Annotated in this window: 30 protein-coding genes and 3 pseudogenes; 12 read left to right on the top strand and 21 right to left on the bottom strand. The window is 67.3% G+C overall.

The genetic code is table 11. The features are described from left to right. Positions 1–4: 4 nt before the first annotated feature. The 4 genes from JIW86_RS01350 to JIW86_RS41960 form a co-directional block, all read right to left on the bottom strand. Entirely contained in the window at positions 5–985 is a 981-nt protein-coding gene (locus JIW86_RS01350) for a helix-turn-helix transcriptional regulator (RefSeq protein ID WP_322975472.1), read from the bottom strand. A 120-nt stretch (positions 986–1,105) separates the two neighbouring features. After that, positions 1,106–1,519, bottom strand: coding sequence for a hypothetical protein (locus tag JIW86_RS01345; protein WP_257552119.1), 414 nt, complete (start codon positions 1,517–1,519; stop codon positions 1,106–1,108). 22 nt (positions 1,520–1,541) lie between these two features. Further along, positions 1,542–2,117 (bottom strand): MarR family winged helix-turn-helix transcriptional regulator, encoded by a 576-nt coding sequence (locus JIW86_RS01340; RefSeq protein ID WP_257552118.1) that lies wholly within the window; start codon positions 2,115–2,117, stop codon positions 1,542–1,544. A 322-nt stretch (positions 2,118–2,439) separates the two neighbouring features. Continuing rightward, the gene (locus JIW86_RS41960) at positions 2,440–2,814 is read right to left on the bottom strand and encodes a hypothetical protein (protein WP_416237709.1); all 375 of its coding nucleotides are present in this window, start codon (positions 2,812–2,814) and stop codon (positions 2,440–2,442) included. Here JIW86_RS41960 and JIW86_RS41955 point away from each other — a divergent pair. The 7 genes from JIW86_RS41955 (at position 2,813) to JIW86_RS01300 (ending at position 8,488) form a co-directional block, all read left to right on the top strand. Continuing rightward, the gene (locus tag JIW86_RS41955; RefSeq protein WP_416237651.1) at positions 2,813–3,298 is read left to right on the top strand and encodes a DUF6545 domain-containing protein; all 486 of its coding nucleotides are present in this window, start codon (positions 2,813–2,815) and stop codon (positions 3,296–3,298) included. The two genes, JIW86_RS41960 and JIW86_RS41955, sit on opposite strands and share 2 nt — an antisense overlap. A gap of 203 nt (positions 3,299–3,501) precedes the next feature. Continuing rightward, positions 3,502–3,687, top strand: a complete 186-nt coding sequence (locus JIW86_RS01325) for a hypothetical protein (protein ID WP_257552116.1) — start codon at positions 3,502–3,504, stop codon at positions 3,685–3,687. Positions 3,688–3,804: 117 nt separating this feature from the next. Beyond that, positions 3,805–3,972: a hypothetical protein gene (locus JIW86_RS01320; protein WP_257552115.1), complete on the top strand. Its 168-nt coding sequence runs from the start codon at positions 3,805–3,807 to the stop codon at positions 3,970–3,972. 159 nt (positions 3,973–4,131) lie between these two features. Further along, positions 4,132–4,992: a hypothetical protein gene (locus tag JIW86_RS01315; protein ID WP_257552114.1), complete on the top strand. Its 861-nt coding sequence runs from the start codon at positions 4,132–4,134 to the stop codon at positions 4,990–4,992. A 67-nt stretch (positions 4,993–5,059) separates the two neighbouring features. Next, positions 5,060–6,379 (top strand): hypothetical protein, encoded by a 1,320-nt coding sequence (locus JIW86_RS01310; RefSeq protein WP_257552113.1) that lies wholly within the window; start codon positions 5,060–5,062, stop codon positions 6,377–6,379. 108 nt (positions 6,380–6,487) lie between these two features. Next, positions 6,488–7,594 (top strand): transglycosylase family protein, encoded by a 1,107-nt coding sequence (locus JIW86_RS41525; protein ID WP_416237507.1) that lies wholly within the window; start codon positions 6,488–6,490, stop codon positions 7,592–7,594. Between the two features lie 495 nt (positions 7,595–8,089). Beyond that, positions 8,090–8,488, top strand: coding sequence for a hypothetical protein (locus tag JIW86_RS01300; RefSeq protein ID WP_257552112.1), 399 nt, complete (start codon positions 8,090–8,092; stop codon positions 8,486–8,488). Positions 8,489–8,616: 128 nt separating this feature from the next. Here the strand turns inward: JIW86_RS01300 and JIW86_RS41950 are convergent. From JIW86_RS41950 to JIW86_RS01235, 14 genes and pseudogenes are all read right to left on the bottom strand, one after another. Continuing rightward, positions 8,617–8,802 (bottom strand): annotated as a pseudogene (locus tag JIW86_RS41950) (Vps62-related protein); the annotation flags it as partial. A 434-nt stretch (positions 8,803–9,236) separates the two neighbouring features. Continuing rightward, a pseudogene (locus tag JIW86_RS01295) lies at positions 9,237–9,404 on the bottom strand (IS256 family transposase); the annotation flags it as partial. Positions 9,405–10,460: 1,056 nt separating this feature from the next. Next, on the bottom strand, positions 10,461–10,931 hold the full coding sequence (locus tag JIW86_RS41500) for a hypothetical protein (protein WP_265935652.1): 471 nt from the start codon (positions 10,929–10,931) through the stop codon (positions 10,461–10,463). Between the two features lie 377 nt (positions 10,932–11,308). Further along, positions 11,309–11,758 (bottom strand): hypothetical protein, encoded by a 450-nt coding sequence (locus JIW86_RS01285; protein WP_257552110.1) that lies wholly within the window; start codon positions 11,756–11,758, stop codon positions 11,309–11,311. Between the two features lie 189 nt (positions 11,759–11,947). Further along, positions 11,948–12,256 (bottom strand): hypothetical protein, encoded by a 309-nt coding sequence (locus JIW86_RS01280; protein ID WP_257552109.1) that lies wholly within the window; start codon positions 12,254–12,256, stop codon positions 11,948–11,950. Between the two features lie 254 nt (positions 12,257–12,510). Then, positions 12,511–12,900, bottom strand: coding sequence for a hypothetical protein (locus tag JIW86_RS01275; RefSeq protein ID WP_257552108.1), 390 nt, complete (start codon positions 12,898–12,900; stop codon positions 12,511–12,513). A gap of 513 nt (positions 12,901–13,413) precedes the next feature. Continuing rightward, on the bottom strand, positions 13,414–13,830 hold the full coding sequence (locus tag JIW86_RS01270; RefSeq protein WP_257552107.1) for a hypothetical protein: 417 nt from the start codon (positions 13,828–13,830) through the stop codon (positions 13,414–13,416). Between the two features lie 143 nt (positions 13,831–13,973). After that, entirely contained in the window at positions 13,974–14,759 is a 786-nt protein-coding gene (locus tag JIW86_RS01265) for a hypothetical protein (protein WP_257552106.1), read from the bottom strand. 160 nt (positions 14,760–14,919) lie between these two features. Continuing rightward, positions 14,920–15,054 (bottom strand): hypothetical protein, encoded by a 135-nt coding sequence (locus JIW86_RS01260; protein WP_257552105.1) that lies wholly within the window; start codon positions 15,052–15,054, stop codon positions 14,920–14,922. Between the two features lie 542 nt (positions 15,055–15,596). Then, positions 15,597–16,118: a DinB family protein gene (locus JIW86_RS01255; RefSeq protein WP_257552104.1), complete on the bottom strand. Its 522-nt coding sequence runs from the start codon at positions 16,116–16,118 to the stop codon at positions 15,597–15,599. Between the two features lie 174 nt (positions 16,119–16,292). Then, a complete protein-coding gene (locus JIW86_RS01250; RefSeq protein ID WP_257552103.1) occupies positions 16,293–16,493 on the bottom strand; it encodes a hypothetical protein in 201 nt (66 codons plus the stop codon). Positions 16,494–16,495: 2 nt separating this feature from the next. Continuing rightward, positions 16,496–16,636, bottom strand: coding sequence for a hypothetical protein (locus JIW86_RS01245; RefSeq protein ID WP_257552102.1), 141 nt, complete (start codon positions 16,634–16,636; stop codon positions 16,496–16,498). A 1,169-nt stretch (positions 16,637–17,805) separates the two neighbouring features. After that, positions 17,806–18,150: a hypothetical protein gene (locus JIW86_RS01240; protein WP_257552101.1), complete on the bottom strand. Its 345-nt coding sequence runs from the start codon at positions 18,148–18,150 to the stop codon at positions 17,806–17,808. A 94-nt stretch (positions 18,151–18,244) separates the two neighbouring features. Continuing rightward, positions 18,245–18,424, bottom strand: coding sequence for an HNH endonuclease (locus JIW86_RS01235; RefSeq protein WP_322975599.1), 180 nt, complete (start codon positions 18,422–18,424; stop codon positions 18,245–18,247). A 563-nt stretch (positions 18,425–18,987) separates the two neighbouring features. Here JIW86_RS01235 and JIW86_RS01230 point away from each other — a divergent pair. The 3 genes and pseudogenes from JIW86_RS01230 to JIW86_RS01220 all read left to right on the top strand — a co-directional run. After that, positions 18,988–19,143, top strand: coding sequence for a hypothetical protein (locus JIW86_RS01230; protein ID WP_257552100.1), 156 nt, complete (start codon positions 18,988–18,990; stop codon positions 19,141–19,143). Between the two features lie 663 nt (positions 19,144–19,806). Continuing rightward, positions 19,807–20,739, top strand: coding sequence for a transposase (locus JIW86_RS01225; protein ID WP_257559184.1), 933 nt, complete (start codon positions 19,807–19,809; stop codon positions 20,737–20,739). Beyond that, positions 20,732–20,992: pseudogene (locus JIW86_RS01220) on the top strand (IS701 family transposase); the annotation flags it as partial. The gene JIW86_RS01225 and the pseudogene JIW86_RS01220, both read left to right, overlap by 8 nt. On the opposite strand, the gene JIW86_RS01215 reads toward JIW86_RS01220, so the two are convergent. Together JIW86_RS01215 and JIW86_RS01210 are read right to left on the bottom strand one after the other, a co-directional pair. Continuing rightward, positions 20,964–21,716 carry a DUF6071 family protein gene (locus tag JIW86_RS01215; RefSeq protein ID WP_257552099.1) on the bottom strand — a complete coding sequence of 251 codons (753 nt, stop codon included), beginning with the start codon at positions 21,714–21,716 and terminating at the stop codon, positions 20,964–20,966. The pseudogene JIW86_RS01220 and the gene JIW86_RS01215 sit on opposite strands and share 29 nt — an antisense overlap. Next, entirely contained in the window at positions 21,713–23,128 is a 1,416-nt protein-coding gene (locus tag JIW86_RS01210; protein ID WP_257552098.1) for a carbamoyltransferase C-terminal domain-containing protein, read from the bottom strand. The genes JIW86_RS01215 and JIW86_RS01210 overlap by 4 nt, the downstream gene beginning before the upstream one ends. Before the next feature lie 155 nt (positions 23,129–23,283). On the opposite strand from JIW86_RS01210, the gene JIW86_RS01205 reads away from it, so the two are divergent. Next, complete coding sequence (locus JIW86_RS01205) at positions 23,284–25,095, top strand: alpha-amylase family glycosyl hydrolase (protein WP_257559183.1); 1,812 nt, start codon at positions 23,284–23,286, stop codon at positions 25,093–25,095. A 69-nt stretch (positions 25,096–25,164) separates the two neighbouring features. Here JIW86_RS01205 and JIW86_RS01200 read toward each other — a convergent pair whose 3' ends face one another. Next, on the bottom strand, positions 25,165–25,761 hold the full coding sequence (locus JIW86_RS01200; protein ID WP_257552097.1) for a hypothetical protein: 597 nt from the start codon (positions 25,759–25,761) through the stop codon (positions 25,165–25,167). Between the two features lie 107 nt (positions 25,762–25,868). Between JIW86_RS01200 and JIW86_RS01195 the strand changes: the two genes are divergently transcribed. Beyond that, entirely contained in the window at positions 25,869–26,762 is an 894-nt protein-coding gene (locus tag JIW86_RS01195) for a hypothetical protein (protein WP_257552096.1), read from the top strand.

The raw sequence follows: 26,762 nt of genomic DNA, 5'->3' as shown, positions 1-26,762 counted from the left end.
GACCCTAGCGCAGCCAGCCGTGCTGAGCCGCTTTCAGCCCGGCCTCGAAGCGGCTCGACGCGTCGAGGCGTTCCATGAGGCCGGCCATCTGTCGGCGCACGCTGCGGGCGGAGATGCCGAGGCGCCGCCCCGCAACCTCGTCGGTGAGGCCGCACGCGAGGAGCCTGAGCAGTTCCTGCTCGGAGGCGGTGAGACCGCTCTGGGCGTCTTTGGAACGGTCGGCGCCCAGCGGGACGGCGGAGTTCCACGTCTGCTCGAACAGTGCGACCAGTGACGCGACGATTCCCGCCTCGCGGGTGCACAGTGCGCCGCGCTTCGTGTCGGCCGGATCGATGGGGATTACGGCGACCTTGCGGTCGAAGACGAGCATGCGCGGAGGAAGTGTCGGACAGGTGCGCACCATGCCGCCCCGCTCGGTCATCCACCGCGCGTAGGCGAGTGTCGCGGGGTCGTGGCGCACACTGTCCTGATAGAGCGTCAGGAGAGAGATGCCCCGGCTCATGGCTGTTTCGTCCAGCGGTCTCGACGCGTCGAGGCTGGCCTGCGACTGCGCCCCGCCCGGCATGACGGAGAGGCACTCGCCGGACACGTCCCGTGCGAGGATTTCCAGCGTCGCCTGAATGGCGTCGAGACCGACCAGGCGCTGGGTGTCAGCGGCCGGCGTGGCAGGTCGCAGGTCGGCGTACTCGGCGATGGCCCGCGCCGCGGCGGCCTTGCTCAGTTCGAGCTCCAGCCGGCGGCGCAGGAGCTCCTCCTCCTGCCGCCGCAGAAGCATCTCCAGGCCGAGTTCCGGGCTGACCGGCCGCATGATACCGAGTACGTCCCGGGAGGCACGCAGGAGCCGGAGGTCGGCGAGCCTGTCGAGGGCGTCGCGCACGGTGCTCTCGGATACGCCCAGTTGCTCGCAGAGGTCCTGCACGCTGCCCTCGGGGTCCGAGAGCATGGCCCGATACACCGCTTCCGATACGCCGTCCAGCCCCAGCATGTCCAACATCCGCCAGCCCCCGGCCGTATAAGTCGATTGAAATCGCCGAGTTTCGAGAGCACTCGGGTACTGGCTTCGGCGGCGTAGCCGAAGCCTTCCGTCGTGATGACAGGCAGCCATTCATGCAATAGGGACGGCCTCGTCGGGAGTGGGGCCGGCCGCGGACATGATGGCCTGCCAGGGAGCGGAGTCGAAGATGAGCGCAATTGACGTAATCCGGCCGTCGTGGAGGCGGAAGTGCTCGGCTGTGTGCTGGGTGATGCCGACGGTCGGGGCAGTGTGGACGTCGTAGACCAGGGTGGCCTCGGTCTCGCCGTACAGCTCGCTGATCAGCTCCACGCTGGTGACGATGCCCAGGAGGCCGTCCAGGCCTTCGAGGTGTCCGGTCGGGCTGTCGGAGGTGATGAACGGGCTGCGGAAGCTGAAGCCTTCGCCGATCTGGGCAGCGGCCGTGGTGACGTCTCCCCGGAATCGGGCCTCGTGGTAGGCCCTGACGGTACGTCGGGTGGTCGTGTCGGCTGGGTCGGTGGTCATGCGGTGCTCCGTCGGTGTCTGTTCAGGAGGTCGGCGGCTCGTCGTGCCGGGCCGCGTTCAGGTACTGCTCGATGCGTTGCTGGTTTTCGACCATGCGCAGGCACAGGTCGCGGAACCGGGCGAGTTCGTCTTCGGTGAACCCCTGGAAGACGGCGGACATGGCGCGCTGCGTCGGCTGCCGGAAGTTGTCCATCCAGTTGAGGCCGGCTGGTGTGATCCTGGCTCGTACCGACCTGCGGTCGTGCTGGTCTTGGACCCGCTGCGCGAGTCCGTCACGCTCGAGCGTGTCGACCAGGCCGGTGACGTTGCGGGAACTCACCCCCGCTGCACGGGCCAGTTCGCCGATGCTCAGCCCCAGGTCCGTGGCCGTACTCAGTCGTGCGAGGACGTCGAGCGCCCCCGCGCTGAGCCCCCGTCCCCCCGCACCGTGCGAACGCAGCCGGTCGACCGCCTGCGAGGCTGACCGGACGGCTGCGGCCGTCTCCAGGGCCAGGGTGTCGTCCCCCGCCGCGAACGCCTGCATGGAGTCCCGGACACCAGGGTCGTAGAGGAAGCCATCAGGGTCACGGGCCAGGCCAGAATTATGTACGTGCTTCATAATGAAGCCACACTCTACTTTGTCAGCGGCGACACCACCAGAGACCGCCGCCGCGCGATGCCTGAAGATCCCCCTCGCGGGGACGAGTAGCAGGCGATGTCGACGCGCTGGCGCTGCGCACTGTTCTTGGTTCTGGCCAACATTCCTCGGCCGCCCCGGACTCGGCAGCTGCTCTTCCAATCGACATACAGCCGCTCTCCGTTCTCACCTATGCAGCCATTCTGGTGAGGTCCGGGCGGATGCCGATCCGCCCGGACCTCACCGTGGCAGAGTGCGGAAGGAAGAAGGGCGAGACTGGGTGCGGTTGGCGGCGGTGAACGCGTCAGTCTCGGGTGTGTTCCCGGGATGCCAGCCGACTGGCCCTGCGGAACTGTCTGCGGGTGATGCGCCCGGCCATCAGGGTGATCGCGGCCCAGGTGATCAGCGATTCTGAGTGCTGAATGAGCCGCTCCTCGTCGCGGGCGTTCTGCGGGCGTGCATGACCCGGGCGAGCGACCTCTCGACCACTCAGCGGCGGGGCAGGACGACGAACCCGACGGCGCAGCACGGCGATCATCTCGGCTTCCTGCTCCTCGACCGCGTCGAAATCGCTGCGGGCATTGCCGAGTGGGTGGGACCTGTGGGGCTTCCTCACCGCACTCACCGTGGCAGTCACCACCAGACCGCCTGCCGTGGAGGACCTCATCCGGGTCGCCATGGGATCACCCGACCCGTCCGTCCTCATCAAGCACCTCGCCGGCCTGGCGTCGAACTACTTCATCCTGGAATACGTGATCACGGTCCACGGCCGCGGACCACGACGGGCAGCCACCGCACGGGTCTTCGGCCCACGCGTGGGCCGCGCGCGCGACCTGTTCGTCCTCGGCGACCGGACCCTCGACGTGGCCCACCGAGCCTTCGAGATCCGCGACGCCTGTCTCGTACTGCGCGATCGGTCCGTGGCAACCCGTCCCGAAGGACCGGGGGCTGATTCCGACGCGCCACTGGAAGGCGGTGAGCCCGACGCCCGCGCGGAGGCGGTGTGGCTGTTCGCCGCGCTCCACGGAAACGCCGGTTCCGGCCACCCGCCTTCTCCCGTCGCATGCCAGGACTCCCAGCGAGGAGATCGCATGGCTGCTCAAGGTGGCTGCCGCCCACCGGCATTTGTCAGGCCCGCAGGGTGCTGCCGCAAGGGGCCGTGAAGGCCGGTGGGCGGAGCCTGCGTCCTGATGCGGCCAGGCCGCTTGCTGACGGGCCGATCGGCTTCCGGGGGGCGGCCGGTGTCGGCAGGATGGTGATCACCGGAAGGGCGGAGGACACCGAGTCCCAGCCGGCCCGGGGGACCAACGGCCCGATCGCCAGATTCCCGTCATCCGCACCGACGCCACCAGCTTGGGGTACCGCCATGTCCACAACCGCTCGCCTGCTGACCACCGCCGTCCTCACCTCTGTCCTGTCCGGCGTGGCGGCGCCCCTGGCCTCGACCGCCTACGCCGCGACGAACCCGACCGGCATCGGCTGGGACGTGGCTCCGGTGAACGCGACGATGTCCGCGAGCGGTTCTCCGGCCAACGGCATCGGCTGGGACTGACCCGCAATGGTGCCTGTCCATGTCACCCTGACGCGGACCGGGGGCGGAACACCCGACGAGAGCCAAGCCCACGCCCTTGTGGACGTTCTCTGGGCCCACGCCACACCCGAATGCGGCATGGAACACATCCGGGCACGCACCAGCCCGGCCGGCATCGGGGTCATCCTCTTCATCCGCGCCGTGAGCACCGACATCGCGCAGGCCAAGGCCGGGCGCTTGATGACCGTGGTGCTCGCCTCGGGTGCCACCGGCGCCCGCGGATACTCCGTCACGTTCCACCACTGAGCGAAGCCCGGCCCGTGGCGGCACCCTGCCGCCCCTTCTCCGCATTGGCGCAGCTCCTCTGCGCGTCGCCGGCGATGTGACCCGCCGACCCGGCGTGTGTCCATCCTCCCTGCTTCGGAACCACCTTCCGTCATGCCCTTCACCACACCTGGAGTCGTCATGCTCATGCAAAAGAAGAGCCGATCCACATTCAGCGCCGTCTCGGTGGCCCTGGCCGTCTGTGCGGCGGCTGTGGCGACGGCTGGCTGCGGCCGCGCCGACACCGGCACCGCGCCGGCCGCAGCTGCTCACGAGGCCCCGGCCGCACCGCAGGCGCCCTCTTCCCCGACGAGCGCGCCTCCGCCGGACAAGAAGTCCGCCGACCCGAAGGCGGGCCCGCAGTCCTCGGCTCCGTCGGCACCCCGGTCACCGGACGGAAAGGCCACGCAGGGGAAGGGGGATCCGGGCGGCACGGCGGCGCGCACGGTGGCCGTCAAGCCGGAGGGCCTGGCGAAGCTGCCCGTCGAGAAGAGCCTCGGCTGGAAGCCGGACGGCCCTCTGAGCAGCCAGGAACTGAAGGGGCAGAAGATCACGCTGAACGAGTGCGCGACCGTGGCCGGCGCAACCCTCTGGCAGCAGCAGGGATACCTGAGTTCGGCCAGGAACGCCGCTGGTCAGCAGCTGTTCTTCTTCCCCGACGCCGCGTCCGCCAAGGGTGCCTACGACCGGCTCGTCGTCGACATGAACAACTGCCAGCCCACTTCCCGCGGAATCCAAGCCCGCGAGGGAGTGCCGCAGGACGCCGTCGTGTCCACCACCGCCACCGTCAAAGACGGCACCGCCTGGTCGCGGCACTGGACCGGAGTCGGCGGTATGACCGCCCGCGACGTACAGACCAACCACCTCTACGCCGTCCACCAGGGCGACCACCTGCTGCTCTTCCAGTTCGACGAGCTGGCCGATCGTCCCGCACCGCCGCACGACACCGGCACCGACGCCGCCGTACTCGGCGCGCTCGCCGACCTCGGCGCCCAGAACTGAGTGCGCCACCAGACCTCGTACGACTCGGCACGTTCCCTGCCGTTCCCTCTCTTCATCAGGAGTCACGTTGTCCGTCAAGACCTCGGCCTTCCGCACTGCGAGCATCGTCGCCGCCGCCTGCGCCGCTTCGCTGGTCCTGTCCGCCATGCCCGCCCACGCAGACAGCATCCAGGCCACCTACTCTTCCGTCACCTCGACCGGATCGCTGGGCAACAACGCCGCCCCCGGCGGCAAGGTCTCCCGCAAGCAGGCCATATCCCGGGCGCAGGTATGGGTGGACAAGCAGGTCCCGTACAGCGCCAACGGCCTTGTGGCCCCGTACAGCTGGTGGTCCGACGCCAGCACCGGCGGCCGCTACCGGCAGGACTGCTCCGGCTTCGTCTCGATGGCCTGGCAGCTCAACTCCAGCAACACCACCTACTCCCTGCCTGAGGTCTCCACACAGATCAACAAGTGGGACCTGCAGCCCGGCGACGCCCTGAACAGCAATGACCATGTCGTTCTCTTCGCCGGCTGGCGGGACAAGAGCGCGGGCACCTTCAACTACTACCAGGAGAGCAGCCGTAGCCGGCCGACGAACTACAACACCGACGGCAACCTGTACGCCTCCACCCTGGCCAGCCACCCCACCAGCAGTTACTCGGCCCTGCGCTACGACAACATCGTCGACGACCCGACGGCCCCTTCGACGTACAGCGGTGACCTGCCGGTGTCGGGTCGGTGGAGCAACGGCTCGGCGACGACTGTGGGTGTGTTCCGGGACGGCACCTGGGCGCTGCGCGATGCGAACGGCGGCACGACGGCCGTGGGCTTCGGGCAGGCCGGGGACGTTCCGATGACCGGTGACTTCGATGGTGTCGGCCATGATCAGTTGGGCATCTTCCGGCCGAGCACGAGCACGTTCGTGGTGCGTCACGACGACGGCAGCATCACTTCGCTCGTCTTCGGGCAGGCCGGTGACATTCCGGTGCCGGGCATGTGGGACGGCAACGGTCACGCCCAGATGGGGGTCTACCGTCCCAGCACCGGTACGTTCATCGTCCGCCACGACGACGGCAGTGTGACGACGGCGGCTCTCGGCCAGGCCGGTGACATTCCGATCGTCGGTGACTGGGACGGCGTCGGCCACACCCAGATGGGCGTCTTCCGCCCCGGAACCAACGCGGGCGACCAGAACACCTTCGTCCTGCGCCACGACGACGGCAGCCTGTCCATCGCCGCCTACGGCGTCAAGGGCGACCTGCCTGTCGTCGGTGACTGGAGCAATAAGGGCCGCACCACCTACGGCATCTACCGGACCGGCAACGGCACCTTCGCCCTCAGCAACGCCTACGCCGGCACCGCCGACGCCGTCTTCACCTACGGCAACGGCGGCACCTGGTCCTGATCTGCCGTACCACCCGGGGGCGGGCCGAGCTCCCGCCCCCGGGTGGTTGCCAACCAGGCACCCTCCCCACACCTTCCCCTAGCCCACACCTGATTGCGAGCCTCCTTCATGTCCGCTATGCCCACCGCTCCGTCCGTCACTCGCTTTGGCAAGGCCGCCCTGCTCGTTGCCTGTGCCGCTGCCGCCGCGGTACCGCTCCTGACCGCCGGTACCGCCTCCGCCGCCTCCGTCACCACCTGGGACAAGGTCGCCATGTGCGAGAGCGGCGGCAACTGGAGCATCAACACCGGCAACGGCTACTACGGGGGTCTGCAGTTCAGCTCCAGTACCTGGAAGGCGTATGGCGGCACCGACTTCGCTCCGCAGGCCCACCTCGCCACCAAGTACGAGCAGATCACGGTGGCCGAGAAAGTCCTCGCCTCGCAGGGCCCGGGCGCCTGGCCGCACTGCTCGATAGGGGCGGGCCTCACCAGGGGCGGCCTCGCGCCGGTCTTCCCCACCGACACCAAGCCTTCGACGTACAGCGGTGACCTGCCGGTGTCGGGTCGGTGGAGCAACGGCTCGGCGACGACTGTGGGTGTGTTCCGGGACGGCACCTGGGCGCTGCGCGATGCGAACGGCGGCACGACGGCCGTGGGCTTCGGGCAGGCCGGGGACGTTCCGATGACCGGTGACTTCGATGGTGTCGGCCATGATCAGCTGGGCATCTTCCGGCCGAGCACGAGCACGTTCGTGGTGCGTCACGACGACGGCAGCATCACTTCGCTCGTCTTCGGGCAGGCCGGTGACATTCCGGTGCCGGGCATGTGGGACGGCAACGGTCACGCCCAGATGGGGGTCTACCGTCCCAGCACCGGTACGTTCATCGTCCGCCACGACGACGGCAGTGTGACGACGGCGGCTCTCGGCCAGGCCGGTGACATTCCGATCGTCGGTGACTGGGACGGCGTCGGCCACACCCAGATGGGCGTCTTCCGCCCCGGAACCAACGCGGGCGACCAGAACGTCATCGCCTTGCGCCACGACGACGGAAGTGTCACCACCGCCGCCTACGGCGTCAAGGGCGACCTGCCCGTCGTCGGCGACTGGAGCAACAAGGGCCGCACCACCTACGGCATCTACCGGACCGGCAACGGCACCTTCGCCCTCAGCAACGCCTACGCCGGCACCGCCGACGCCGTCTTCACCTACGGCAACGGCGGCACCTGGTCCTGAGGTTCCTCGGTCGTCGTCGGTTGTCGCCGTCGGCACGAGGCCGTGACGCGTCATACCGCCCGCGAGGCGGGCGCCAGGCCCCAGGCCCGACCCGCGGCAATTGCGAGGGAGGGGCGAGATGGTGATGACGTCCCGCTGCAGAACACGAGCATGGCGCCAGAGGCAGTCGCGTTCAGGAGGCGTCACCACGTGACGCCTCCCGGTGACGGTACGGCCGGGGACGACACGCTCCTGAGCATGGTCGAGCCGCGACTGTCCGCTGTCACTGAACGTGGATCGTTTGCCATCCAAGGTGGACCGACCAGCTGAACAGGTCTGATGGCTCCGTTGTTAGGGTCCGGTCCTGTGACTCTTTCAAATCCCGCAGCCAAAACGCGGTTCCTCGTCCTGCACGACTATGGGATGGGCGGTTCATGGTGGTGGGTCCACGCGCGGTCGGCCCGGGAGATCCTGGAAACGTTCGCGTGGACCGAGGTTGTCACCCGGCAGGAGTCGGTGACCTGGGCCGAGGGCGACAAGCTCGAAGAAGTCGACATCGATGCGCCACTCATGCCTCCAGGTCTGGACGACCTGCGGGCCAAACGCGACGTACAGCGCGGGCTTCCTGGCTTCGGCGCACTCGCGGACAGGAGCATCGTGTACGTGCGGCGTCACTGGGACGGCGAGGACGACGGCGGCCCGGTCTACCTCATGGAGGTTGAATCGGACGGGCGCCGGACCCGCGAAGTGGAGCTGGCTGAGGACGGAAGCGGCCGCATCAGGACCGGACCTGACGACTGGCCCTTCAACCCGCCGGTCGTCGACTTCTTCGACCCGGAGTTGGCAGGCCAGGAGATCACCCGGGAAGAGTTCGAGGAGCAGTGGGAACGCGCCGTACCCGCTTCTGGCCTGTAACCGCCCACGGCACGTGATCCTGCTTCGATGGCAAACGGGTGGCCACCGTACCCGGGGCGCCAGATGGGATGCCTGGCAACCGCCGCGCGGCGGACGTATTCGCGACCCTGGTGGGTCTTCTTCACACACATCACCTCCTCCCGGGGCGGGACGTGGTCACCTGACGTACAGAGGTCGCCGAGGGCCACGTAGCCCGCCGGGGGGTTAGGGCGCCAGAACGAAAGGCGGTGCCCAAAGTATTCCGCGGTCATGATGCGCGTGTAGCCCGTCGGATGGGCCAGCAGGTCACTGCCGGGGGCACTTCGGAGGACCATGGCACCGCACCGGCCCCGGGGGTCGATCGGCCGGGGTGAGTAGTAACAGCCCAGCGGCCACCACCCGTCCATCTTGGGCGCCCAGAACATGGAGTCGCCAAGGAAGGGGAGGTCCTCCGCGAGGAATCGGTAGTCGGTCGTGAACCCGATCTCCAGGTCGCCATAGCGTTGTGTGATCACTAGGGCCCTCAACTTTCACGCTCAGGCCGAAAGCACGGTGGAGCACCCGGGTTGCTTCCGACTCATGGTCCACCCCGCATTCCCGGCGTCTCGAGGACGTCTGTGACTACCGCCCGCATGGGACAAATAACCCCTCAGAGTGAAATCCAGACATGTTCTGCCCAAAACACGTGTATACATCACCATTTGAAGAAGTCCGCGCTATGGCAACCGCTACGACAAAAGCGGCCACGCCTACCTCGGGCCGCAGCCATCGCTTCCAGAGCACGCTCCAGAACAGCCTTGGTGACCTCCGTCAGCAGCCCGCCCTCACCCAGCAGGGCCGCCCCGGAGGCATCAGCCTTGTCCAGCAACCGCTGGACGACCTCATCGACCGTCTTGTCGCCGGCCACGGCCGCGGCCGCTTCGTCTTTGTCCGCCATGACTCGTCCGATCCGCCCGGCCCAAGGGCCCGAGGCCGAGCCCCGGGCCAGGCTGTCACATCACGGACTTACACGATCTTTCAGACACGCTCGGCCCCGGGAACGTCCGTGACAGCCTCCCCGCCCGTGGTGCCGACGGCGGCGCAGGGCGCCACAGCCGCTCCGTGCTGCCGGCCGAACCTCCGCTGCGCTACGACGCGGCGCGGCAGGCCGCCGACCATGTCCTTGAGTGTCGGCGGCGCTGGAATCGGGTTCAGGCACGGATTCCGTGAAGTGACGAAGAGTTGGTTACGGTCTGTGGTCGACGGGAGTCTTGCTCGGAGGCTGTGCTGGGCGGATCTCTGTGGGCGAGAATGCTCGGTATGACGACTTGAAGAGCACCGGCCGGGCGACAGCATTGGCGAAAGGTCGGGAACTGGGACACGGTTCCCGACGGCGATCGACACGTCTGCGTCGCCTGCGGAACGCCCGTCTGTTCGTACCTGTACCGCTTCCATCCGTCCGACTCCTCGATGTTCGAGCGGTGCATCGGACTCGCCTGGTGTTCCACTTGCCGGATCTACTCCGGCAACATGGTGTATGTCCCGCGGAAGCGAGTCCTGGCCGACCTCCTCGCGTCTCTTCCTCCTGAGCAGCGAGAACGGGTTCTGCGTTCGGAGACACGACTGATCGAGTTCCTGGACCGCCAGGCCCGAGGCGCCAGAGGTTAGGGTCGGCGACTGGCCGCGATCAGGACGAGCCGCTTGCGCAATAGCGGAAGCTTCGCTCTTCCGAACATGCTGCGTTTGAGCGCTTTGAGGTCGTTGACGCGGCCTTTGACAGGGCATGAGGACCATTCGGTGCTCATGCCGAAGACGACGGCGTCGAGGTCGGTGATCAGCCCGGCGGCGAGGGAGGCCAGGCCGCACTGCTGGTCGGCGCAGACATCGGCGATCCATCCGCGCAGCTGTTCTCCTTCACGGTTGGAAGGGTGCGGGGTGAAGGCTGTTGAGGTAGCCGGCGGCTGTCATGCGCCAGACCGCTGGGTGCGGGAAAGACGCCTCTGCGGTTAAGCCGTCAAGTCGTGGGGTGTTCGCCGCCCCACCGCGCCCGCAGAACCCCGGCCCAGTCGCTGGGCTCCGGACCCGGATCCTCCAGCTGTGGCACCGGGCCGGGAGCCGTCTCGATCAGGTGCACGAGCGTCCAGGCGACGCCGTAGCAGTCGTCGGGGCCGAAGCAGGTGGCCAGGGCAGCGGCCTCTTCGGGGGTAACAGGGCGGGAGATCGCCGTCAGCTGGCGTTCACGCCGGTCGATCTCTTCCTCGCTCGCGTCCCAGTCGGGAAGCGGTCCGTTGGCGACGAACGTCTGCACTTCGGGTCTCATGGCCGAATGATCGTCTCCCCTGCTGCCCCTGAACAAACCGCCCCGTTCGCCGGTAGCCGTCGAGGTCGTCGTTGATCCGGCATTGGCCAGCAGCTTGCCGGTGTCATCGACGAGCGCGACGTCGTGGTGTCCCTCCGCCCAGTCAATCCCGCAGAACACGTCCATGGATCCCGCCCCTTCTCCGGTGCTGTTCTCGAAGACGAGCACGCGAGGCTGCACGGCGCACCAATTCCAGGGCTCCAAGGCCCGCCACCTCATCAGCCGTGCGCGGCACCGCTGGACCGCACGGGCGCACGCCGCGTCCAGAGCTCGGAGCTCATGAGGAGAAACGCTTCACCGTGCGGCAGCTCATCCACCGAGGAATCCTGAACCTGACGGCCCCGTGAGGGCAGAACGTGTGAGGACCGGCCGGCACCCAGCGCAACGGTCTTTCCACCACCCGCGCCCGCGGCGAACAGCAGAGCATCGGCTGACACCACTCCCGGACCCTTCCCAACCCGCGCTGCGGTGGATGGACCCGGGACAGGAAGGAGGCGCTGCCGTTAGGCCGGTGGGCAGGACTCGCAGACGTGGCTGTCGATCGCGGCCACCAGGTCACGAGCCGCTGCCCGCACGGCGGCGTCCTCATCACAGGCCAGCACGTCGGCCATGCTCCTGCCGTCGAGCACGGCTCGGTGAGCCGCATGCTGCACATCGATCTTTGGAGGATTGGAGTGTTCGAGGATCGTCTGCAGCAACTCGATCACGCCGGACCGACTAGTGACGGCGTCGGTCACCGCGAGATCCCACAGAAACGGAACCGCCTCGACAGTCGCGTCGAAAACAGCCAGTTCACCGAGCCACAGACCAAGATCACTCAACGCTGAAGCACTCGTCAGGGCGTCACCCCACGCCACCCGTGACAGCCGCCCCGGAACCTCTTCCGCTGATCCGTACGCATGCGTCAACTCATGCCACGGAACGCGGCTCATGCCCTTGAGTATCGTCCCCACCACGCACTCCAGTCCTGCTGCTGTCCTGCGACGCCAAGCGACCCCCATTTCACCTCACGCACCACGCTGACCGCGGTGAAAACTGTTGAGGTAGCCGGCGGCTGTCATGCGCCAGACTGCTGGGTGCGGGAAAGGAGGACCACACCTGGCTTCGTCTCGCCGCTCTGCGCCTGGTGTGCCCACCCTCGGTCAGGAGGACGCCGCTGGCCGGGTGGCGGTGGGCGGGCGGACCGTGAATGCGCCGTCGCGGAACTCGACGATCAGCTCGCTCTCGCCGCCGGGCGCGGCCTCGGCCTGGCGTTGCAGGTCGACCAGCTCCCGTGCGCTTGGGCGCCGGCCGTGCCAGTGGGGATGGGAGCGGACTTGGAGGGAGAGCAGGGTCAGCTCGGACCGCAGCGCCTCGGCGCCCGTGGGGGGCCGCTGGACTAGGCGGTTGTAGGTACGGATCTGAGCCTGTTTGAGGTGGATCAGCTCCTCCGGGAAGCGGTTTTGCGCCATGGCTGGATTACATCATTTGTTCGATTATTTGTGCGAGCGTGGCATGTAGCCCCACGAAATCGAACGGGCGTACGATGCCGGTATGTCCTTCGATTTCCCCCGCGTCTCCGGGCCGTGCAGGCCCAGCTCCACCGTGTCCGCGCCGAGTACTCGGCCCTGTGTGCGACCTTGCCCTGGTCGGTGGAACCCCTCCCCGGGTGGACAGCGGAGGAGGGCCGCTACTCGAGCCGCGGCGACGTACCGCCGAGTCCCGGCTACACCGAGGAGCAGAAGACGCTGATGGCGCGGCTGGAGTCCAGGCAGCGGCGCCTGGCTGGCGCCGTGATGACCGACGCGTTCTGGCAGAGCGTGGAGCGCGAGAAGGTCGTCTCCGCCCGGATGGCACTCAAGCGGGCCCACGAGGCCGGACCGGCTGCGGGGTAGCAGTGGCCCGGCGTGATCCGCGCACGCTCTTCCCGCCGGATCTGGCCCGGCTGGAGGTGGTGGAGCGACAGCTGTACGCGCTCCTGGTCGAGGTCCGGGCGCTGATCGCCGAAGCCCGCCGCGACCAGCGCCTGTCCGAGACCGAGCACCGGCCCGTGCCCGAGGTCGAGTGGCGGATCCAGTACGGGATCGGCGCGGTGCGACGGCCTGTGATGGTCCACGCCGGGGACTGCTCCATGGGCACGGCGCGCTCCCGCCCCGCCACCCGCGAGCAGGCCACCCAGGCCCTCGTGCAGGGGTGGAGGCGTGCCCGATCTGCCGGGCCGACTCCGGGCTGGGGATGCTGGAAGCCTGAGCCGACCGGGCACGTGATCCGGCTCCCAGGCCACAAATGGGACGCTAGCGAGGCGGGTAGGTTCCCTAGTACGGGGTGCGGCCTGGCCATCCTGGCCGCGACGGGGCCGCACCCCGACCAGCCCCCGGCCGAGGCCACCGGCGCCGTCGACCTCATGGAAGCCCTGCGCGCCAGCATCGAGCGGGCACGCAGCCCACGACTAGTTCGCAGAAGCCCTCACAGACACGGCGAACAGTCGGTCCTGACGTCGCGAGGCTCGAACACGGCGCCCCGAGGCCGGCGCACGGTGCGCCGTCGAGCTGCGGCTGCCCTCCGGGTTCCAGATGGCCGACCCGGCCTGGCGTGCCGGCTACGCCAAGGCTGTCAAGGGCGTGATCGGTCAGGCCCTGCGGTGGAACTGCACAGAATTTCCGGGATCGTCGATGTCTTCAGTGAAGTAGAGGCCACCGGTCGCCTGCTCGCCGGACACCCGGAGCAGCGAAGTCAGGGTCTTTTTCGGCTGGTTGAAGTGGAGGTCGATCGCCTGGTCGGCAGCGGTGCCGGAATCTCCGAGCTCCCAGGTGCCGCAGGAGTCGGTCCGCCGGCCGTCGCCGATGGGGAAGGAGTGGCTGCAGAACGCCCCATCCTCACTGAATTCGATCTCGGCGCCGTCCTTCGCCTTCCACGACCCTGCCAGCTTCTGTGCGGAGACGCTTCCTGTGCTGAGGCCCGGGCTGCCGCTCCACACGTAGAGGACGCCGGCGAGGGCTGCGATGGCGCTCGAGGCCAGGGCACCGAAGAGGATCTTTCGGCCCATGGTCAATTCACCTTCGTCCGCTCTGTCCAATGGTTCGTCTGGGTCCGGTTCGGCCTGTTGTCGAACAAGTTACCCAGGACCTGTACAACCCCAGGGCCGCGTGCGGGCGTGTGCAAGGCCGACCAGGAGGGGTCGGTGTGTGGTCAGTGGGTGGCGGCGTTGCGGAGTGTGAGGGTGGTCTGCGCGGCGTTGGGGAGGCGGGCCTCTCGGACCAGACGTACTGCGCCGAAGGTGGTGGCGTCGCTCCAGGCACACACGGACTGGTCGCCGTCCAGCCCCATTGCGAGGCCGCAGCTGAGGCCCCCGCCGTACGGCCCCGCGTCGAAGCGGGTCACGTCGTGGGCTTTCGCAGCGGCGAAGAAGTTGCGGAACTCCTGCGAGATCGACGTGGTCGCCTTCTCGTCGTACACCTTGGGATCCCACTCCGCGCTGCGGACGACGACGAAAAGCTCGAGGTTCTCGTCCCCACCCTTGTCGTAGTAGCCGACCTTCGCCCCTTCGGGCAGCTTGCGACCCGCCATCACCTCAGCCTCGGTCCGCTCCGCGGCCGCACCCGTCAACAGCCGGAAGTCCGAGAAGCTGTCCGGCAGGGCGATGGTGCGCGGTGCGTCCGCCGCCGCGCCCTGGCCCTCGGAAACGGGCCCGGTCGCTGTCGTCTCGGAGGCCCGGGGTTCCGGGTTGTAGGAGGCCGTGGCCTTCACCCCTGCGGCAGCGGCTATCAGCACGGTCATACCGATGAGAAGCAGGCGGCGCTTGCTCTCCACCCGAGCGGTCGCGGCGGGGTCGCCGCCGGGCGGGGTCGAGGGAGCGCGCCAGGCGCCGGTGAGCTTCCAGAGCGCCACGATGGCGATGAGGGCGACGGCGAGGACTCCGACCACCTGGCCGGCGGCGAAACTTTGCGATGTTGTGTCCACGGACAGGGCGATCATGTCGAGCATCGTACGTGTGATCGAAAGAGGTGTGGATCACGATTTCGACAGCCCCGGCACGCCAGCATTCAGCACTCGGCCAACCGCACGAGTGCCCGGCTCAACGGGTCCGACCACCAGCCACACCCTCACCGTGTCACCCGCGTCCTCAAGTCCGATGTCAGGTGCGGGAGGGGGCGTCGGCGAGTTCGTCGTGGGTCATGGTGGAGCAGCCGGGGATGCTAGCGGCGGTGGCCTTCTTGTACAACTCGGCCTTCGTCAGGGACTGAAGGGTCCCACCCGTCGAAGCGCTCACGCGCTTCTTCGCACCCTGATTCCTCGGCTGCCGACCGTGCGAGAGGCTGTGGCGCTCCAAGCGCAGTGCACCGAGGTGCCGGACCTCGTACATCCGGCTCCGCCAGGGGCCCTGCCTCGCCCTCGATGTCCCACAGTGCGGTCGCGGCGTGTACCCGGGTCCACTCGTAGCCGGCGGTCAGCATGTTTCGGAGGCCCGGCAGTACCATCGCGGCAAACGGGCCGATCCGGCCGAGGGTGTCGGCCTGTCCCGAGACTGGTAGGGATCCAGAACTCACACCTCGGGCCAACTCACGGGACCAGTCACCATTGCGCCGATCAGGCGATCCAGGAGAATGCTGGAGTCGGCCCGGGACGGCAAGGAAGCGCTGAGTGCCTCACTGAGGGCCTCCGTGGTGAAGGAACGTCACATCACACCAGCACGATCGAGATCGGGGCTCTGAGGCCTCATTCTGCGAGTCGATTTTGGGCCGTTCCGCCGGAAATTTCCTCTTCTCCTTGGTTTCTTGTGGGGGCGCCGGTTCCTGCAACCCAGGCGGCTCGTCAGAGGGTTAGCCGACGACTTGGGGGTTCCAGTTGACGACGCATGTCGAGAAGGTGGTGGCGCAACTCGTGCAGGGTGTGCACGGCGAGCCAGCGCAGTGAGCGTTCCTCCCGCTGGGGATAGGTGTACGTCAGTGTGCGGTCCCAGTCGTCGGGCGACAGCCGGTCGAGGACATTGGCGAACAGCAGTGTCGCGTCATGAAGCTGGCGGGCAACATCGGTAGGCGTTTGCAGGGCGTATCCGTCGTGCTCAACCCGCTCGTCACGTCCCATGGACTCAGCGACCAGCCCGTCGAGACGCCGAGCGGCCAGCACCCGTTCCCGCTGGACTAGCAGAACATCGCGCATGTGGCAGGAGTACTCGAGGGGTGACCACACCTGCGGCGCCGGTCTCAGCTGGAGCAAGGACGGTTCTTGCTTCAGGAGGTCCGCGTATTCGCTCGCGTGCCCCTTGGCGAGAGCCGAAACCGCAGGAGCCAGGGCGAGTTCGTACTCGAAGCTGCATTCTGCACAAGTCGTCACGCGTCCACGCTAGCAGCGCGTCCCTGCAGGAACGGCCGGCCCAGGTCCGGATCGTGTGGGCGTCGCAGGAGTGTGGAGTCACGGCCGCTTACCGCTCGCTTCATGGGGGCGCTCCGCGATGCCCTATGGAGGCTCACCGAATCAGGGTTCTTGTTGGGCAGCCACGGTCAAGGCTCACGGTGACACCGCCGGCACCAGGGCCTTGATCGAGGTGCTGCTGCTGGCCCGCCACGTCTCGTGCGGTTTCCTGCTGATCTGCCCAGCGCGGAAAGGCGTGTGGTTCTGCGCCTGCAGATCCGCCGGTTCATCTGCGCGGACACCTTGTGCGGACGGCAGACCTTCGTTGAGCAGATCCCGGGACTGGCTCGCCGTCACGCTCAGCGGACCTTGGCGCGTCCGAGCGCAGACTCCAGGCGGAATGGAGCCGTCAAGCTCTCCCCGCGGCTCACCGAGCCGACGTGCTCGGCGACGCATTCGCCCGACCACTCGGGGATGGTGTTCATCTCTCCGCTGCTCATACTGCCGCGTTGGTGATGCGTGAACTCGGCAAGACGGAAGCCCTGTCCGGGGTCATGATGGCGGACCGTGAAATGCCGCGGGACTCCACGTGGTTGTCACCGCAGTCGCTCGCCCCCTGAGACCGGGTTTGACGGAGCCTGCCGTGTGCAGGGATGGGGAAGCCCTCCGGGGTCCGCCGCAAGGGGTGGCCCTGGCTATGTCCTCCCTTTTCGGGAGGCGTTTGTCGATGGCGACGGATGGCACTGTGGCGGCAGAGCGAAGATCCAAGTCGATGCGGGCCGCGTCCCCTCGCTCCCCGAATTCGCCATGATCAGCCGGGCGGCGGGCCGGATTCGTCCCGGCCTACCTGGCGAACCGCAGCTCACAGCAACTGAGCATCGCCAACCCTCGGCACGGCCGACGCCACCGGCGACGGCATCCCCGACATCTGGGCCGTCGACACCCTCGGCAACCAGTGGCTCTACCAAGGCGGCACCTCCACCCTCGGCGCCGCATCCGGCCGCGACGAAGACGGCTGGAACGCATTCCTCACCATCGGATAACACGCACCACACGGACTTGAATGCGTCCGGCCGGGATACACCTCCCTGCCGGGCGGCGCCATGTACGGAGGTAGTCGAAGGACGGCCGGTCCGGAGCGGCTGCCGTGGAGGGGGATACGATCGTGGTTTCCGTTGTGTGTTGTGGGTTGGGGGAGCTGTGCAGACTGGTGGGGTTGGCGTTGCGGCTGATCGGGAGTGGGTCATCCAGAACGCGAAGGGGAAGAAGTTCGTATATGACTCGGCAGCTGAGGCCTTCGAGGAGCTGCATGAGTACGGGGAGGGAGCGGTGGTGCTCACTCGTCTTGTGTACAGAGGCTTCTTCCGCACGAAGCCGGTGGAGGACTGGCAACCGGTAGAGCGGCCTGCAGCCTGACCTCTGATGCTGCACCGCTTCCGGTCTTGCTGATGATCTGTGTTGTTTGTCAGTGCGCAATCGGAGTGGAGGTGTCAGGAGTCCTTGGGATTGCTGTTGGTCGGGGACGGGCGAGTTGAGCTGTGACCGACACTGCTTGCCAGTTTGGGTCGCCCGTGCGGTCGCTCAACTTTTGATCCGCTCCCTCCCCTGACCTGGCCCTCCGTCACGATCCGCAGACACCTTGAGTCGTGATCAAGTTCGCTTCGTTCGTTCACCAAGCGCGCGACGACTGCGGGGCCGATGCCCGGGGTGCGCCCCTGCGCCTCTGCCGATACCAGGCGGTGACCACGCCTTCCTTCTCCGGCTGCCTCATGTCACGGACCCGACGGCGGACGATCTCCTCGCCTGGATCGACAGCCACGATGCGCGCGCCCAGCCGCTTGTACCGGACGAGCGCCTTGGGCTGGGGCAGGGTGCGGATCAGGTAGACATCGGTCGTGGCGAGGTGCCGCTCCGCCTCGTGGATGGCTGCTTGCCGGGCACGGTGCACGATCCGCAGCAGGGTGGGGTCGTGCTTGTGGTGGTCCGCCCCGGGGCCGGCCATGGCGAGCGCCATGAGGTCGAGGCCGATGACGACGTCCCGGGCCTTGGCGTGGATCCAGCTGCTCTCGCCTGCGGCCGGGGGCCGGTGACCACGTACAGCACGGCTGTCACCACCTCCGCGATGAGCCCTGCACGCGGACGCTGGTGCGGTTGCCGCGGGAGGTGTTGCACCTGCGGTGGACGCTGCGGGCGTTGGCCTTGTCGAGGAGGTCGCCGCTGCGGCTGAGGGGCTGTACGTGATGGAGAGTGAACGCGTCGGGGTGCCTGCCTGCGTCGGGGCCGGTGATGTCGTGGCCGCAGAGCCAGCAGGGGAGGCGTAGGGCGCGCTGTCAGGCGCAGAGGCTGCAGTAGGGGCGCCCGTTGCGGGGGTCGTCGGCCACGGGCGCCACCTCGCTTACTGGGGCGGAACGGTCCACTCGCGGGGCTTGTCCAGTGACTGGGGGCGTAGATTATGGTGCTCGGCCGGGGGCTGTCGGGCACGGCGAAGACGATGTTCCCCTTGACGCACTTGCCTGCGGTCAGCTGCGTCTCGAAGGGGAACGCTGGCTTGGGGAAGTCCCCGTACGTGGTGCTGGATGCGCTGACACGGGCCCCGTCCGCGTAGCTGAGGGTCCACGGCGGGGTCGTCGCGAGGAAGGCGCCTGACTCGCTGCACACCTTGATGTCGAGGGCGGCCCAGACGTAGCCGGGGGTCCCGGATTCGTCGGCGGCGGAGCCGACGGAGCGGATGTTGTGCCGGTAGCCGAGGACGGTTGCGTTGCCGCGTACCGGGTCGTTGTCGGACGGGTCGTCGAACGTCACTGTTTGCCCGAAAGCGAGGACCGGGTCCGCCGTCGGGGTGGTGGAGGGGGTGGGGCTGCTCGTCGTGGGGGTGGGTGTCGGACTGCTGCTGGTGGCCTTGTTGGATGAGCTGTCGCTGCTGCTGCACGCGGTGATGGTGCAGAGCAGCAGGGCGGTGGCAGCGAGGCCGGTGGTGCGGGCGTGCATGAATCCCCCAGGGACGTAGGTCGTGAGGGGTGCATCATCCGCTGCTCGGGCCGGGCAGGCGGCCTGCGTTACCGGTCCGTGACGTGGTCAGGTCACTCGGAGCGTCCCGGCGAGCCGGACGACGAGCTCGTCGTTGGGCGGGTCGATGCGGAGCCAGACGTGCCAGTGGCCGCGGCTGAGCGCTGTCGCGCCTCCGGAGGGGCCGACGAGGATGCGCGCAGCGTCGTCGTCCCACTCTCCGGTGAGCCAGTCGCCGGAGATGGGGTTGGCCCGGTTGGTGTCCGGCAGGAACGCGAACTGCGGTGTGTGCCGCTGAGCTCGACGCCGGCCGGTGCGGTGGCGATGGCGACGTTGACATATTCCAGGCTGCTCGCGGGGATCACCACGGCGCGCCCACCTCCCATCGGCTGCTCGGTACGGCAACCGCCCACGCGGCGTGGGGGTGCCGACGGTCAGGGAGGTGTTCGGCGAAGCCGCCGAGAAGTGTGTCTTCCAGCACCGCGCCTGCCTGCGACCGGCACCGGCGCCGCCCGAACAGCTTCAGCAAGCGTCGGAGCTGCCCGCGCCATCGCCGTGGCCGACCGGGCACCGGTTCGCTGAGCGGACCCGCGCCAGGCATGCCACCGTCCACGCGCTCCTGGCCGCCGGCCACAGCAAGCGGTCCATCGCCCGGCAGCTCGGCATGGGCTTTAGCACGGTCCTCCGCTTTGCCCATGCCGCAGAGCCGGAGCAGTTGTTCACCGGCCAGTGGCAAAACCGCCCCACCAAGCTCGACGCCTACAGGTCCTACCTCGACCAGCGATGGCAGGAGGGCTGCACCAACGCCTGGAAACTGTGGGAGGAGATCAAGGAACTGGGCTACCCGGACGGCTACGGCAACGTTCGCGCCTACGTCAGCCGGAACCTACGCGGCAAACCCCAGCCGGTCGGTCCCCGGCCGCCATCCGCCCGCGCCGTCACCCGCTGGATCCTCACCCGCCCTGAAGCACTGACCGAGAGCGACAAGATCCAGCTCAAGGACGTACTGGCGAACTGCCCCGAACTGGACGCACTCGCCGGGCACGTCCGCTCCTTCGCCCACATGCTCACCCAGTTGCAGGGCCACCAGCTGCCGGCATGGATCGAAGCCGCGACCACCGCCGACCTGCCCAGCCTCCAGCGATTCGCCCGGCACTTGGAGCGTGACCTCGAGGCCGTCACCGCGGGACTTTCGCAGCCGTGGAACTCCGGAGCCTTCGAGGGCCATGTCAACCGAAGCGACCTGATCAGCGACGCCGACGGCAGCATTCCCCTCAAAGCCGATCTTCACTGGCGCCACACCAGCCCGCTGTTCGAGGCGGTCTGCATCGCAAGCCTCGCACCTCGCCTCAAGGGTGTTGACCAGATGCGTTACCGCACGCTGGACCGACTGCCGAGCAGGCCCGGACGCTCAGCGGGAACCCGGGTTGCGGAGCGGGCCCGCAAGACCCCGACACAGCTCTGGCCGGCCTGGTCCGCCCGCCTCAGTCCCACGGACGGGGCCCTCTCGCGCACCATCCGCCCGGCCCTGTCCTGCTACCTCCTGCTGATCGGAGGCACCAGGAACTTCTCCGCGGCAGCCCGCTCTTCAGAGTGAGAAAGGGCTGGCCGACCTCGATGAGCACCAGGTCCGCCGCTACCCTCCTGGATCCGCTGGGGCACTCTCGCGAGGCTCGCCCACGCTTTTCTGGCTGTGGTCCACGCCGACGAACACGCCCACTACCCCCGCCCGCACCGGACGGGCTCATCCCGCGTCTTGCGACGAGATCCAGCGCCTGTTCATCACCCTCATCAATCCAGCCCAGATATCCGTGCGGAGGGCTACCAGGCCTTCGGGGTGGTGTCCCTGATGCCGTGGTCCCGCAGCCAGTCGGTGAGCGAGGAGCCGAAGGAAGCGTGGGCCTCCTCGAGCGGGTGCTGCATATCCCCGGTCGGGAATCGGCCGATGATGTCCGTATAGAACGATGTGCGCGAGTTCGTCACCGAACCGCCGTAGACGGTTGCTGGGTCCAGGCCGCTGAGAAGCCTTCGGGTCTGCTCGTCCTGCCGGAATCGCAGAACGTCCCATGCGAAGACGTACTTGCCCTGAACGCCTCTGGAGCGCAGGTATCCGTCGAGCATGAGCCAGTCCAGCGCGAAGTTGGTCATGGCCCCTTGAGCGCTCCACAGGTGCCGGTAGTAGGCCTCGGAGAGTTGGTCCTCGATCTGGATCCGCCATCTGCTCAAACGGTGCCAGCGCAACTCGTCGGGGAGGTCCGGTCGGTAGCCGTGCCCTTTGTCCCGCCGTCGCGTGAAGCACTCGTGACGGGATAGGCCGGTCCACATGCAGATCACCAAAACTTCTTCTACGGGCACCCGGTGTTCTGCGGCCAGGCGGTCTAGTTGGCCAACGGTCGTGCGGACGACCCGCCGGTTCGAGCCTCCGTCGCAGCCCAGGTTGACCCACGGCACGTCCAGTGCATTGGCCACGAGGGTCGGCCACGCATCCTGTGCCCGCCCCAGTTCCGCTCCACGGGTGTAGCTGCACCCGTTAGCGACGAGAAGGCGGACGGGGTGAGACGTCAGGGGGGTCAATGGACGCGCACTCCTTCCCTGTCGCCGAAGGCTTGGGCTTCCTGCCAGGTATTCACTAGTGGCTCCCCACGGGAGTTCAGACTCGTGTTGAGGAGGACGGGGCAGCCTGACGCGTCCTCCCATTGCCGGAGCAGTTCGTACAGGACCGGATGCTCGCTCTGGGAGACGCTTTGGACCCGGCTGCTGCCGTCCACGTGCACAACGGCGGGAAATTCCTCTGGTTCGCGGCACCGTGCGGTGAACTGCATGTACGGGGTGCTCGGCACAGGGACGTCGAAGTAGTCGTGGAGCAGCTCCTCGCGGATCATGGGCGCGAACGGCCGGAACTTCTCACGCCCCTTCACCCCGTTGACCCGGTCCTTCATGTCCGCCGACCGGGGGTCGGCGAGGAGAGACCGGTTGCCCAGCGCTCGCGGCCCGAATTCCGCGGCGCCGTTGGCGACGGCGGCCACGCCATCCGTCCTCAGACTTCTCACCACCGCCGGGATGTCAAGGTCACGCTGGATAGGTGTTCCCAGGTATGGCCCGCTCCATCGCAACGGCTTCCGCAGATGGGCGGCGGCGGCTCCGAGGCTCGAGCCGGCATCCCCCGGGTTGGGGAAGATCCACAGGCGGGAGAAGCCGGCTTCGCGGGCGATGACGGAGTTGGCGACGCAGTTCAGCGCCACACCGCCCATGAGGATCAGGTTCGGCGCACCGATTTCCTTGCGTGCCCAGGACGCGGCCTCGACGAGCACCCTCTCGGTTACCACTTGCATGCTGGCAGCGAGGTCCTCGGGGCGCGCGTCGGGTAGCCACTCTCCGATGCCCCGGTGGACGTTCGACGTCAGCGAGTAGCCCGGCGTGTCCAGGGAGATCCACGTGTCGAGGATGTCATCGACGTAGCGAGGCTGCCCATAGGCGGCCATGCCCATGAGGATGTACTCGTCCTCGTTGGGCTTGAAACCACACCGTCGGGTGAAGGCGCTGTACAGCAGCCCGAGACTATGCGGATAGCGCCGCCGATAGCGAAGTTGGAGGCCTGATTCCGGGGAGTAGGAGAAGACGGTGAAGCAATCGAACTCCCCTATGGCGTCGGCGACGATGACGGCTGCCGAGTCGAACCCGCTTGTGGCGATTCCGGCCCAGGCGTGCGCTTCGTGATGCCCCACGTAGGAGACGGGCGTCCTGTGTGGCAGGCCGATCGACCGCAGATACCGACTGGGTAGGTCGGAAGTCGACAGCGCGTGACGCCATTGACCCGCCCGCATGTGTCGCAGCTTCTTAAGCAACGGTCGTTCGTACCAGACAACCTCGTCCGGCGCGCCGAAACTTCTGGCTTCTCTGATCAGCTCGGGATGGAGTAAAGCATCGTTCTTGATCCGAGAATAGCGTTCTGAATGCGCTGCGAAAACAAATTTCTCGTCCTGCACAACGGCCAGGGACGCGTCGTGGGAAAGCGCAGATACCCCCCAAGTGATCACAGCATCGGCCGATTCACTTGTACATGAACGGATCGGTGCGCCGCAGGCGCCATCGTTTAACCGTCCACGCCACTCGATGAAATAAGGAGCGCACAGTGCTGATCATGATCCCCCAGTCTTGGCCGGCCGAGTTCGCGTTCGAGTACAGCACGGATCCAGCAGCGGAACAAGACCGGCTGAAGTGCACGGTCTGGACCGGTCGGCCGGAAATGCCTATGGTCCCGACCATGATTCCTGCCGCAGACCAGCCGCCGTGTCCACGATCGGAAGGCCCCGTTCCGGAAGTGGGGGCGCCGGAGAGTATCGCCGAGATCTCACTCGCGAACTCCAATGCGCGCCAGTATCACGCCTCACCGGACGACTGGCGCAAAGAGATCCTCTATTCCATTGTCGTGGACCGCTTCCAGACCGATACACCAGCGACTGTTGAGGGAGATCCGGGCGATGGCCGTTCACGGCACGGGGGAAATCTCCGAGGGCTCTCAAAACGACTCGACTACATCCGCGATCTCGGTGGCACGGCGATTCATCTCACTCCAGTCGTACTCAACGGCCCCGGCTCATATCATGGATATGCGCCCCGACATTTCATGGCAGTGGATCCTCGGCTCGGCACCATGGAGGATTTCCGGCAGCTTGTTGCCGGAGCCCACGACCGCGGCATCCGTGTCGTGCTCGACCTCGTACTGAACCACGCCGGCCCTGTGTTCGAGTATGCCGACGGGAGTAATCTCTGGAGAGGAACGGGGGAGGCTGCGAGCATTCGTGACAACGAGATCTGGATCCGTCCGCTTGAACTTGCCTCGCCGCAACACTTCTCGCGGCACGGCGTCATTGACGATTGGAACGACACCGAGCAGGAGACCCTGGGAGATTTCCCACCGGACTATCGCAGACTCGCGACGGAGAACCCGGATACGCAGCGAATCCTTCAGTCTATCGCGTGCTGGTGGATCCGGGAGTCCGATATCGACGGAATCCGCCTTGATGCGGTCCGACACATGGACCGCTCCTTCGTGACGAGACTGTGTGACACCGTCAGGAAGTATGCCGATCGCCTGGGGAAGAACAACTTCCTGATCATCGAGGAGCACGCAAGCGACGACGACACGTTGATTGCTTCATGCTTCGACTCCGGAATGGGCGCCGTCTATAACTACGGTGAATACCGACGCCAGAGTTGGGCCCTCCACGGCCAGGCACCCGCGAGAGAACTGGAGGAGAGCTTCGATATCGCGTCGAAGGCATTCAGCTGCGATCACGGATTCACGATCAGATTCATCGACAACCATGACGTCTACCGATTCCTCCGGCACGCCGAGCCTGTGGGGCGCCTCCGGGTAGCCCTCGCCCATCTGATCCTCTCGATCGGCATCCCCATGCTCTACTACGGAACCGAACAGGGATTCCGCCAATCTACGCAGCGGCTGGAACCTGAGCATCTTCAGGATCCTGCTGATCCAGGAAACAGAGAGGACATGTTTCCCGAGGGAAGGTTCACGTCGCCCAGCTCCTATGGCGACATGTTCGACAGATCCTCGCCGTTCTTTCGGTGGACCAGGCGGCTCATCGAGCTTCGCCGACGGCATACGGCACTGCACCTCGGGGAAGAGAAGATCCTGTTCTCGGAACTCGACCGACCAGGAATCTACGCCTTCGTGCGCCACCGCGATGGCGAACGTGTTCTGGTCGTGCTGAATACCAGCTCTCGCCCGCTCACCCGCGAGCTGCCCGTCCACGCGCTTTTCGAACCAGAGGCCCTCATCAGACACGACCACCTTCCCTGGAACCCCTCCCTGCAGGACCTTCTCTACTTTCGCCCGGCGATCTCGGTACGTCGGGCGCCTGGTGGACAGCTCGTCGCGGATGTCACGCTCCCGGCGCTCGGAGTTGGCGTTTTTGGCCCCTCGGCGTGAGGGCAAGGCACCCGAGGCGGAGGCTCGGACGACGCCCTCTTTGGGGAGTCAACTCGCGGCCGCAGATCCTCAGAGCGGTTCGGAGCCACGGCGACGAAGCTGCGGTCCACGAGGTCCGGGGCGCGCCGAACGTCGCAGGACATGGACAGTCGCCGACCTCAGGCGCGCCTCCGCCCTGACGGCTGCCGCGGCCGGGAGCGGACTGGGCGTGACGGCGAAGGTGTGGCGCCAATGCTCGATGCCCGCGGCCAGGAGTTCGCGGCACTCGGTCACGGGCTGGCCCCACCCCATGTGGGTGATGCCGTTGCGGGACTCCCGCAGTTCCTTGAGCTTGGCAGGCGCCTTGTGCTCGGGGCCGAGGAGCTGGGCTGCCCTGAGGATGGCCCCCTCGCCGCCGATGGTCTTGAGCCCGGCGCGGCCCTTCTTCGTCTTGTCTTCGTTCCCGCTCAGGACCAGGAGGTCGTCCACGCTCGGCTGCCTCTCCGACGCGAGGAGCACGGGAGCGATGGACGCCAGGTACGCCTTGGACGCGTGTTCCACCGCGACGGCCATGTGGTGCACGGCGAAGTCCTGGTCGATGGGCTCCTCCAGGTACGCGTCGACAGCCGTACGTGCCCACTTCCGGGCCGATATCAGCAGGTGCTCGTGGATCGATTCGTGCGACATGCGAATCAAGGTAGAGGCGCGGTGCGCGAGTGCACTGCGAATTTGGCTGCTGGGCAAGGTGAACGGACACGGTGGAATCGTGTCCGGACGTCGCTCATCATCAGGGGATGGGGGAACAGATGGACATGGCGCTGCTGCGGAGGCTGATCGACGGCGTGCTCCTCACGCTGTACACGCGCTATACCGCGAAGGAACTGCCGGCGCTGTGCGAGCGCCTCGGCCTTCCCGCGCCCAGCGAGGGCAGCACCAAGCACGAGCGGCTGGTGGCCAGCCTGAAAGCCTGCCCTGACGACCGCCTGCAGGATGTCGCCGACGCCGTTCTTGAGCAGGAGAAGCTGGACCAGGCCGAACGAATGGCGCTGCAGGATGTTCTGTGGCTCGGCCGCCACAACGTGCAGATCCCGAGCCGGACCAGGCGCGAGCTGGCCAGAGACTTCGATCTGTCCGCCCACCTCGGCTACCCGGACCGCTTCATGGCTCTGCTGGGCCGACTGTGGCACCTGGACAACGATCCACTCGGCGGATGGACCGCCACGACCAACAGCCTGCGCACCCAGATCGAGCGCCACGTGATCCGGTTCCCGGACGACTGGACGACCGAGCAGTTCTTTGAGCAGCTCGGTGCCTTCGAAGCACCGCACCCCCGCTTCGGATACTTCCTCGAGAGCCTGGCATCCTCCGCTGCTCTGCCCGACGAGCCGGCGCAGCGTCGCTTCGTCGAGCTGGCTAGTACCGGACTACACCGGCCCCGGGCCCGGAGCAAGCCGGACGAGGAGGCGGGGACGCCGGTCCGTCACGGTGCGGCGGGGGTGTTGGCGGTGAACGGACACCGGGCTGCCCGGTGGTCTTCGGGCTGTGGGTCCGCAGCGGGCCGGTGGTCGCCGGGCCGGTCGCCGGGTGGGTGGGGACGGACCGAGACGTCGAGGGTGAGGTCGTGGGGCTGGAGGATGGTGCGCGTGTGGAAGACGGGTGTCGTGCCGGGTGATCGGGTGACCTCGTAG

It is taken from the genome of Streptomyces sp. NBC_00162 (genome assembly GCF_024611995.1).
Lineage (GTDB): Bacteria > Actinomycetota > Actinomycetes > Streptomycetales > Streptomycetaceae > Streptomyces.
This window is presented reverse-complemented; position numbering and strand designations above follow the sequence as displayed.

Bases quoted from the DNA above. Each gene is read 5' to 3' on its own strand.
- JIW86_RS01350 (WP_322975472.1), bottom strand. From the start codon at position 985: ATGCTGGGGCTGGACGGCGTATCGGAAGCGGTGTATCGGGCCATGCTC.
- JIW86_RS01345 (WP_257552119.1), bottom strand. From the start codon at position 1,519: ATGACCACCGACCCAGCCGACACGACCACCCGACGTACCGTCAGGGCC.
- JIW86_RS01340 (WP_257552118.1), bottom strand. From the start codon at position 2,117: ATGAAGCACGTACATAATTCTGGCCTGGCCCGTGACCCTGATGGCTTC.
- JIW86_RS41955 (WP_416237651.1), top strand. From the start codon at position 2,813: ATGGGATCACCCGACCCGTCCGTCCTCATCAAGCACCTCGCCGGCCTG.
- JIW86_RS41960 (WP_416237709.1), bottom strand. From the start codon at position 2,814: ATGGCGACCCGGATGAGGTCCTCCACGGCAGGCGGTCTGGTGGTGACT.
- JIW86_RS01325 (WP_257552116.1), top strand. From the start codon at position 3,502: ATGTCCACAACCGCTCGCCTGCTGACCACCGCCGTCCTCACCTCTGTC.
- JIW86_RS01320 (WP_257552115.1), top strand. From the start codon at position 3,805: ATGGAACACATCCGGGCACGCACCAGCCCGGCCGGCATCGGGGTCATC.
- JIW86_RS01315 (WP_257552114.1), top strand. From the start codon at position 4,132: ATGCTCATGCAAAAGAAGAGCCGATCCACATTCAGCGCCGTCTCGGTG.
- JIW86_RS41525 (WP_416237507.1), top strand. From the start codon at position 6,488: ATGTCCGCTATGCCCACCGCTCCGTCCGTCACTCGCTTTGGCAAGGCC.
- JIW86_RS41500 (WP_265935652.1), bottom strand. From the start codon at position 10,931: ATGGACGTGTTCTGCGGGATTGACTGGGCGGAGGGACACCACGACGTC.
- JIW86_RS01280 (WP_257552109.1), bottom strand. From the start codon at position 12,256: ATGGCGCAAAACCGCTTCCCGGAGGAGCTGATCCACCTCAAACAGGCT.
- JIW86_RS01270 (WP_257552107.1), bottom strand. From the start codon at position 13,830: ATGGGCCGAAAGATCCTCTTCGGTGCCCTGGCCTCGAGCGCCATCGCA.
- JIW86_RS01265 (WP_257552106.1), bottom strand. From the start codon at position 14,759: ATGATCGCCCTGTCCGTGGACACAACATCGCAAAGTTTCGCCGCCGGC.
- JIW86_RS01245 (WP_257552102.1), bottom strand. From the start codon at position 16,636: ATGAGCAGCGGAGAGATGAACACCATCCCCGAGTGGTCGGGCGAATGC.
- JIW86_RS01240 (WP_257552101.1), bottom strand. From the start codon at position 18,150: ATGGCGCTCGCCATGGCCGGCCCCGGGGCGGACCACCACAAGCACGAC.
- JIW86_RS01225 (WP_257559184.1), top strand. From the start codon at position 19,807: ATGGGCTTTAGCACGGTCCTCCGCTTTGCCCATGCCGCAGAGCCGGAG.
- JIW86_RS01205 (WP_257559183.1), top strand. From the start codon at position 23,284: ATGATCCCCCAGTCTTGGCCGGCCGAGTTCGCGTTCGAGTACAGCACG.
- JIW86_RS01200 (WP_257552097.1), bottom strand. From the start codon at position 25,761: ATGTCGCACGAATCGATCCACGAGCACCTGCTGATATCGGCCCGGAAG.
- JIW86_RS01195 (WP_257552096.1), top strand. From the start codon at position 25,869: ATGGGGGAACAGATGGACATGGCGCTGCTGCGGAGGCTGATCGACGGC.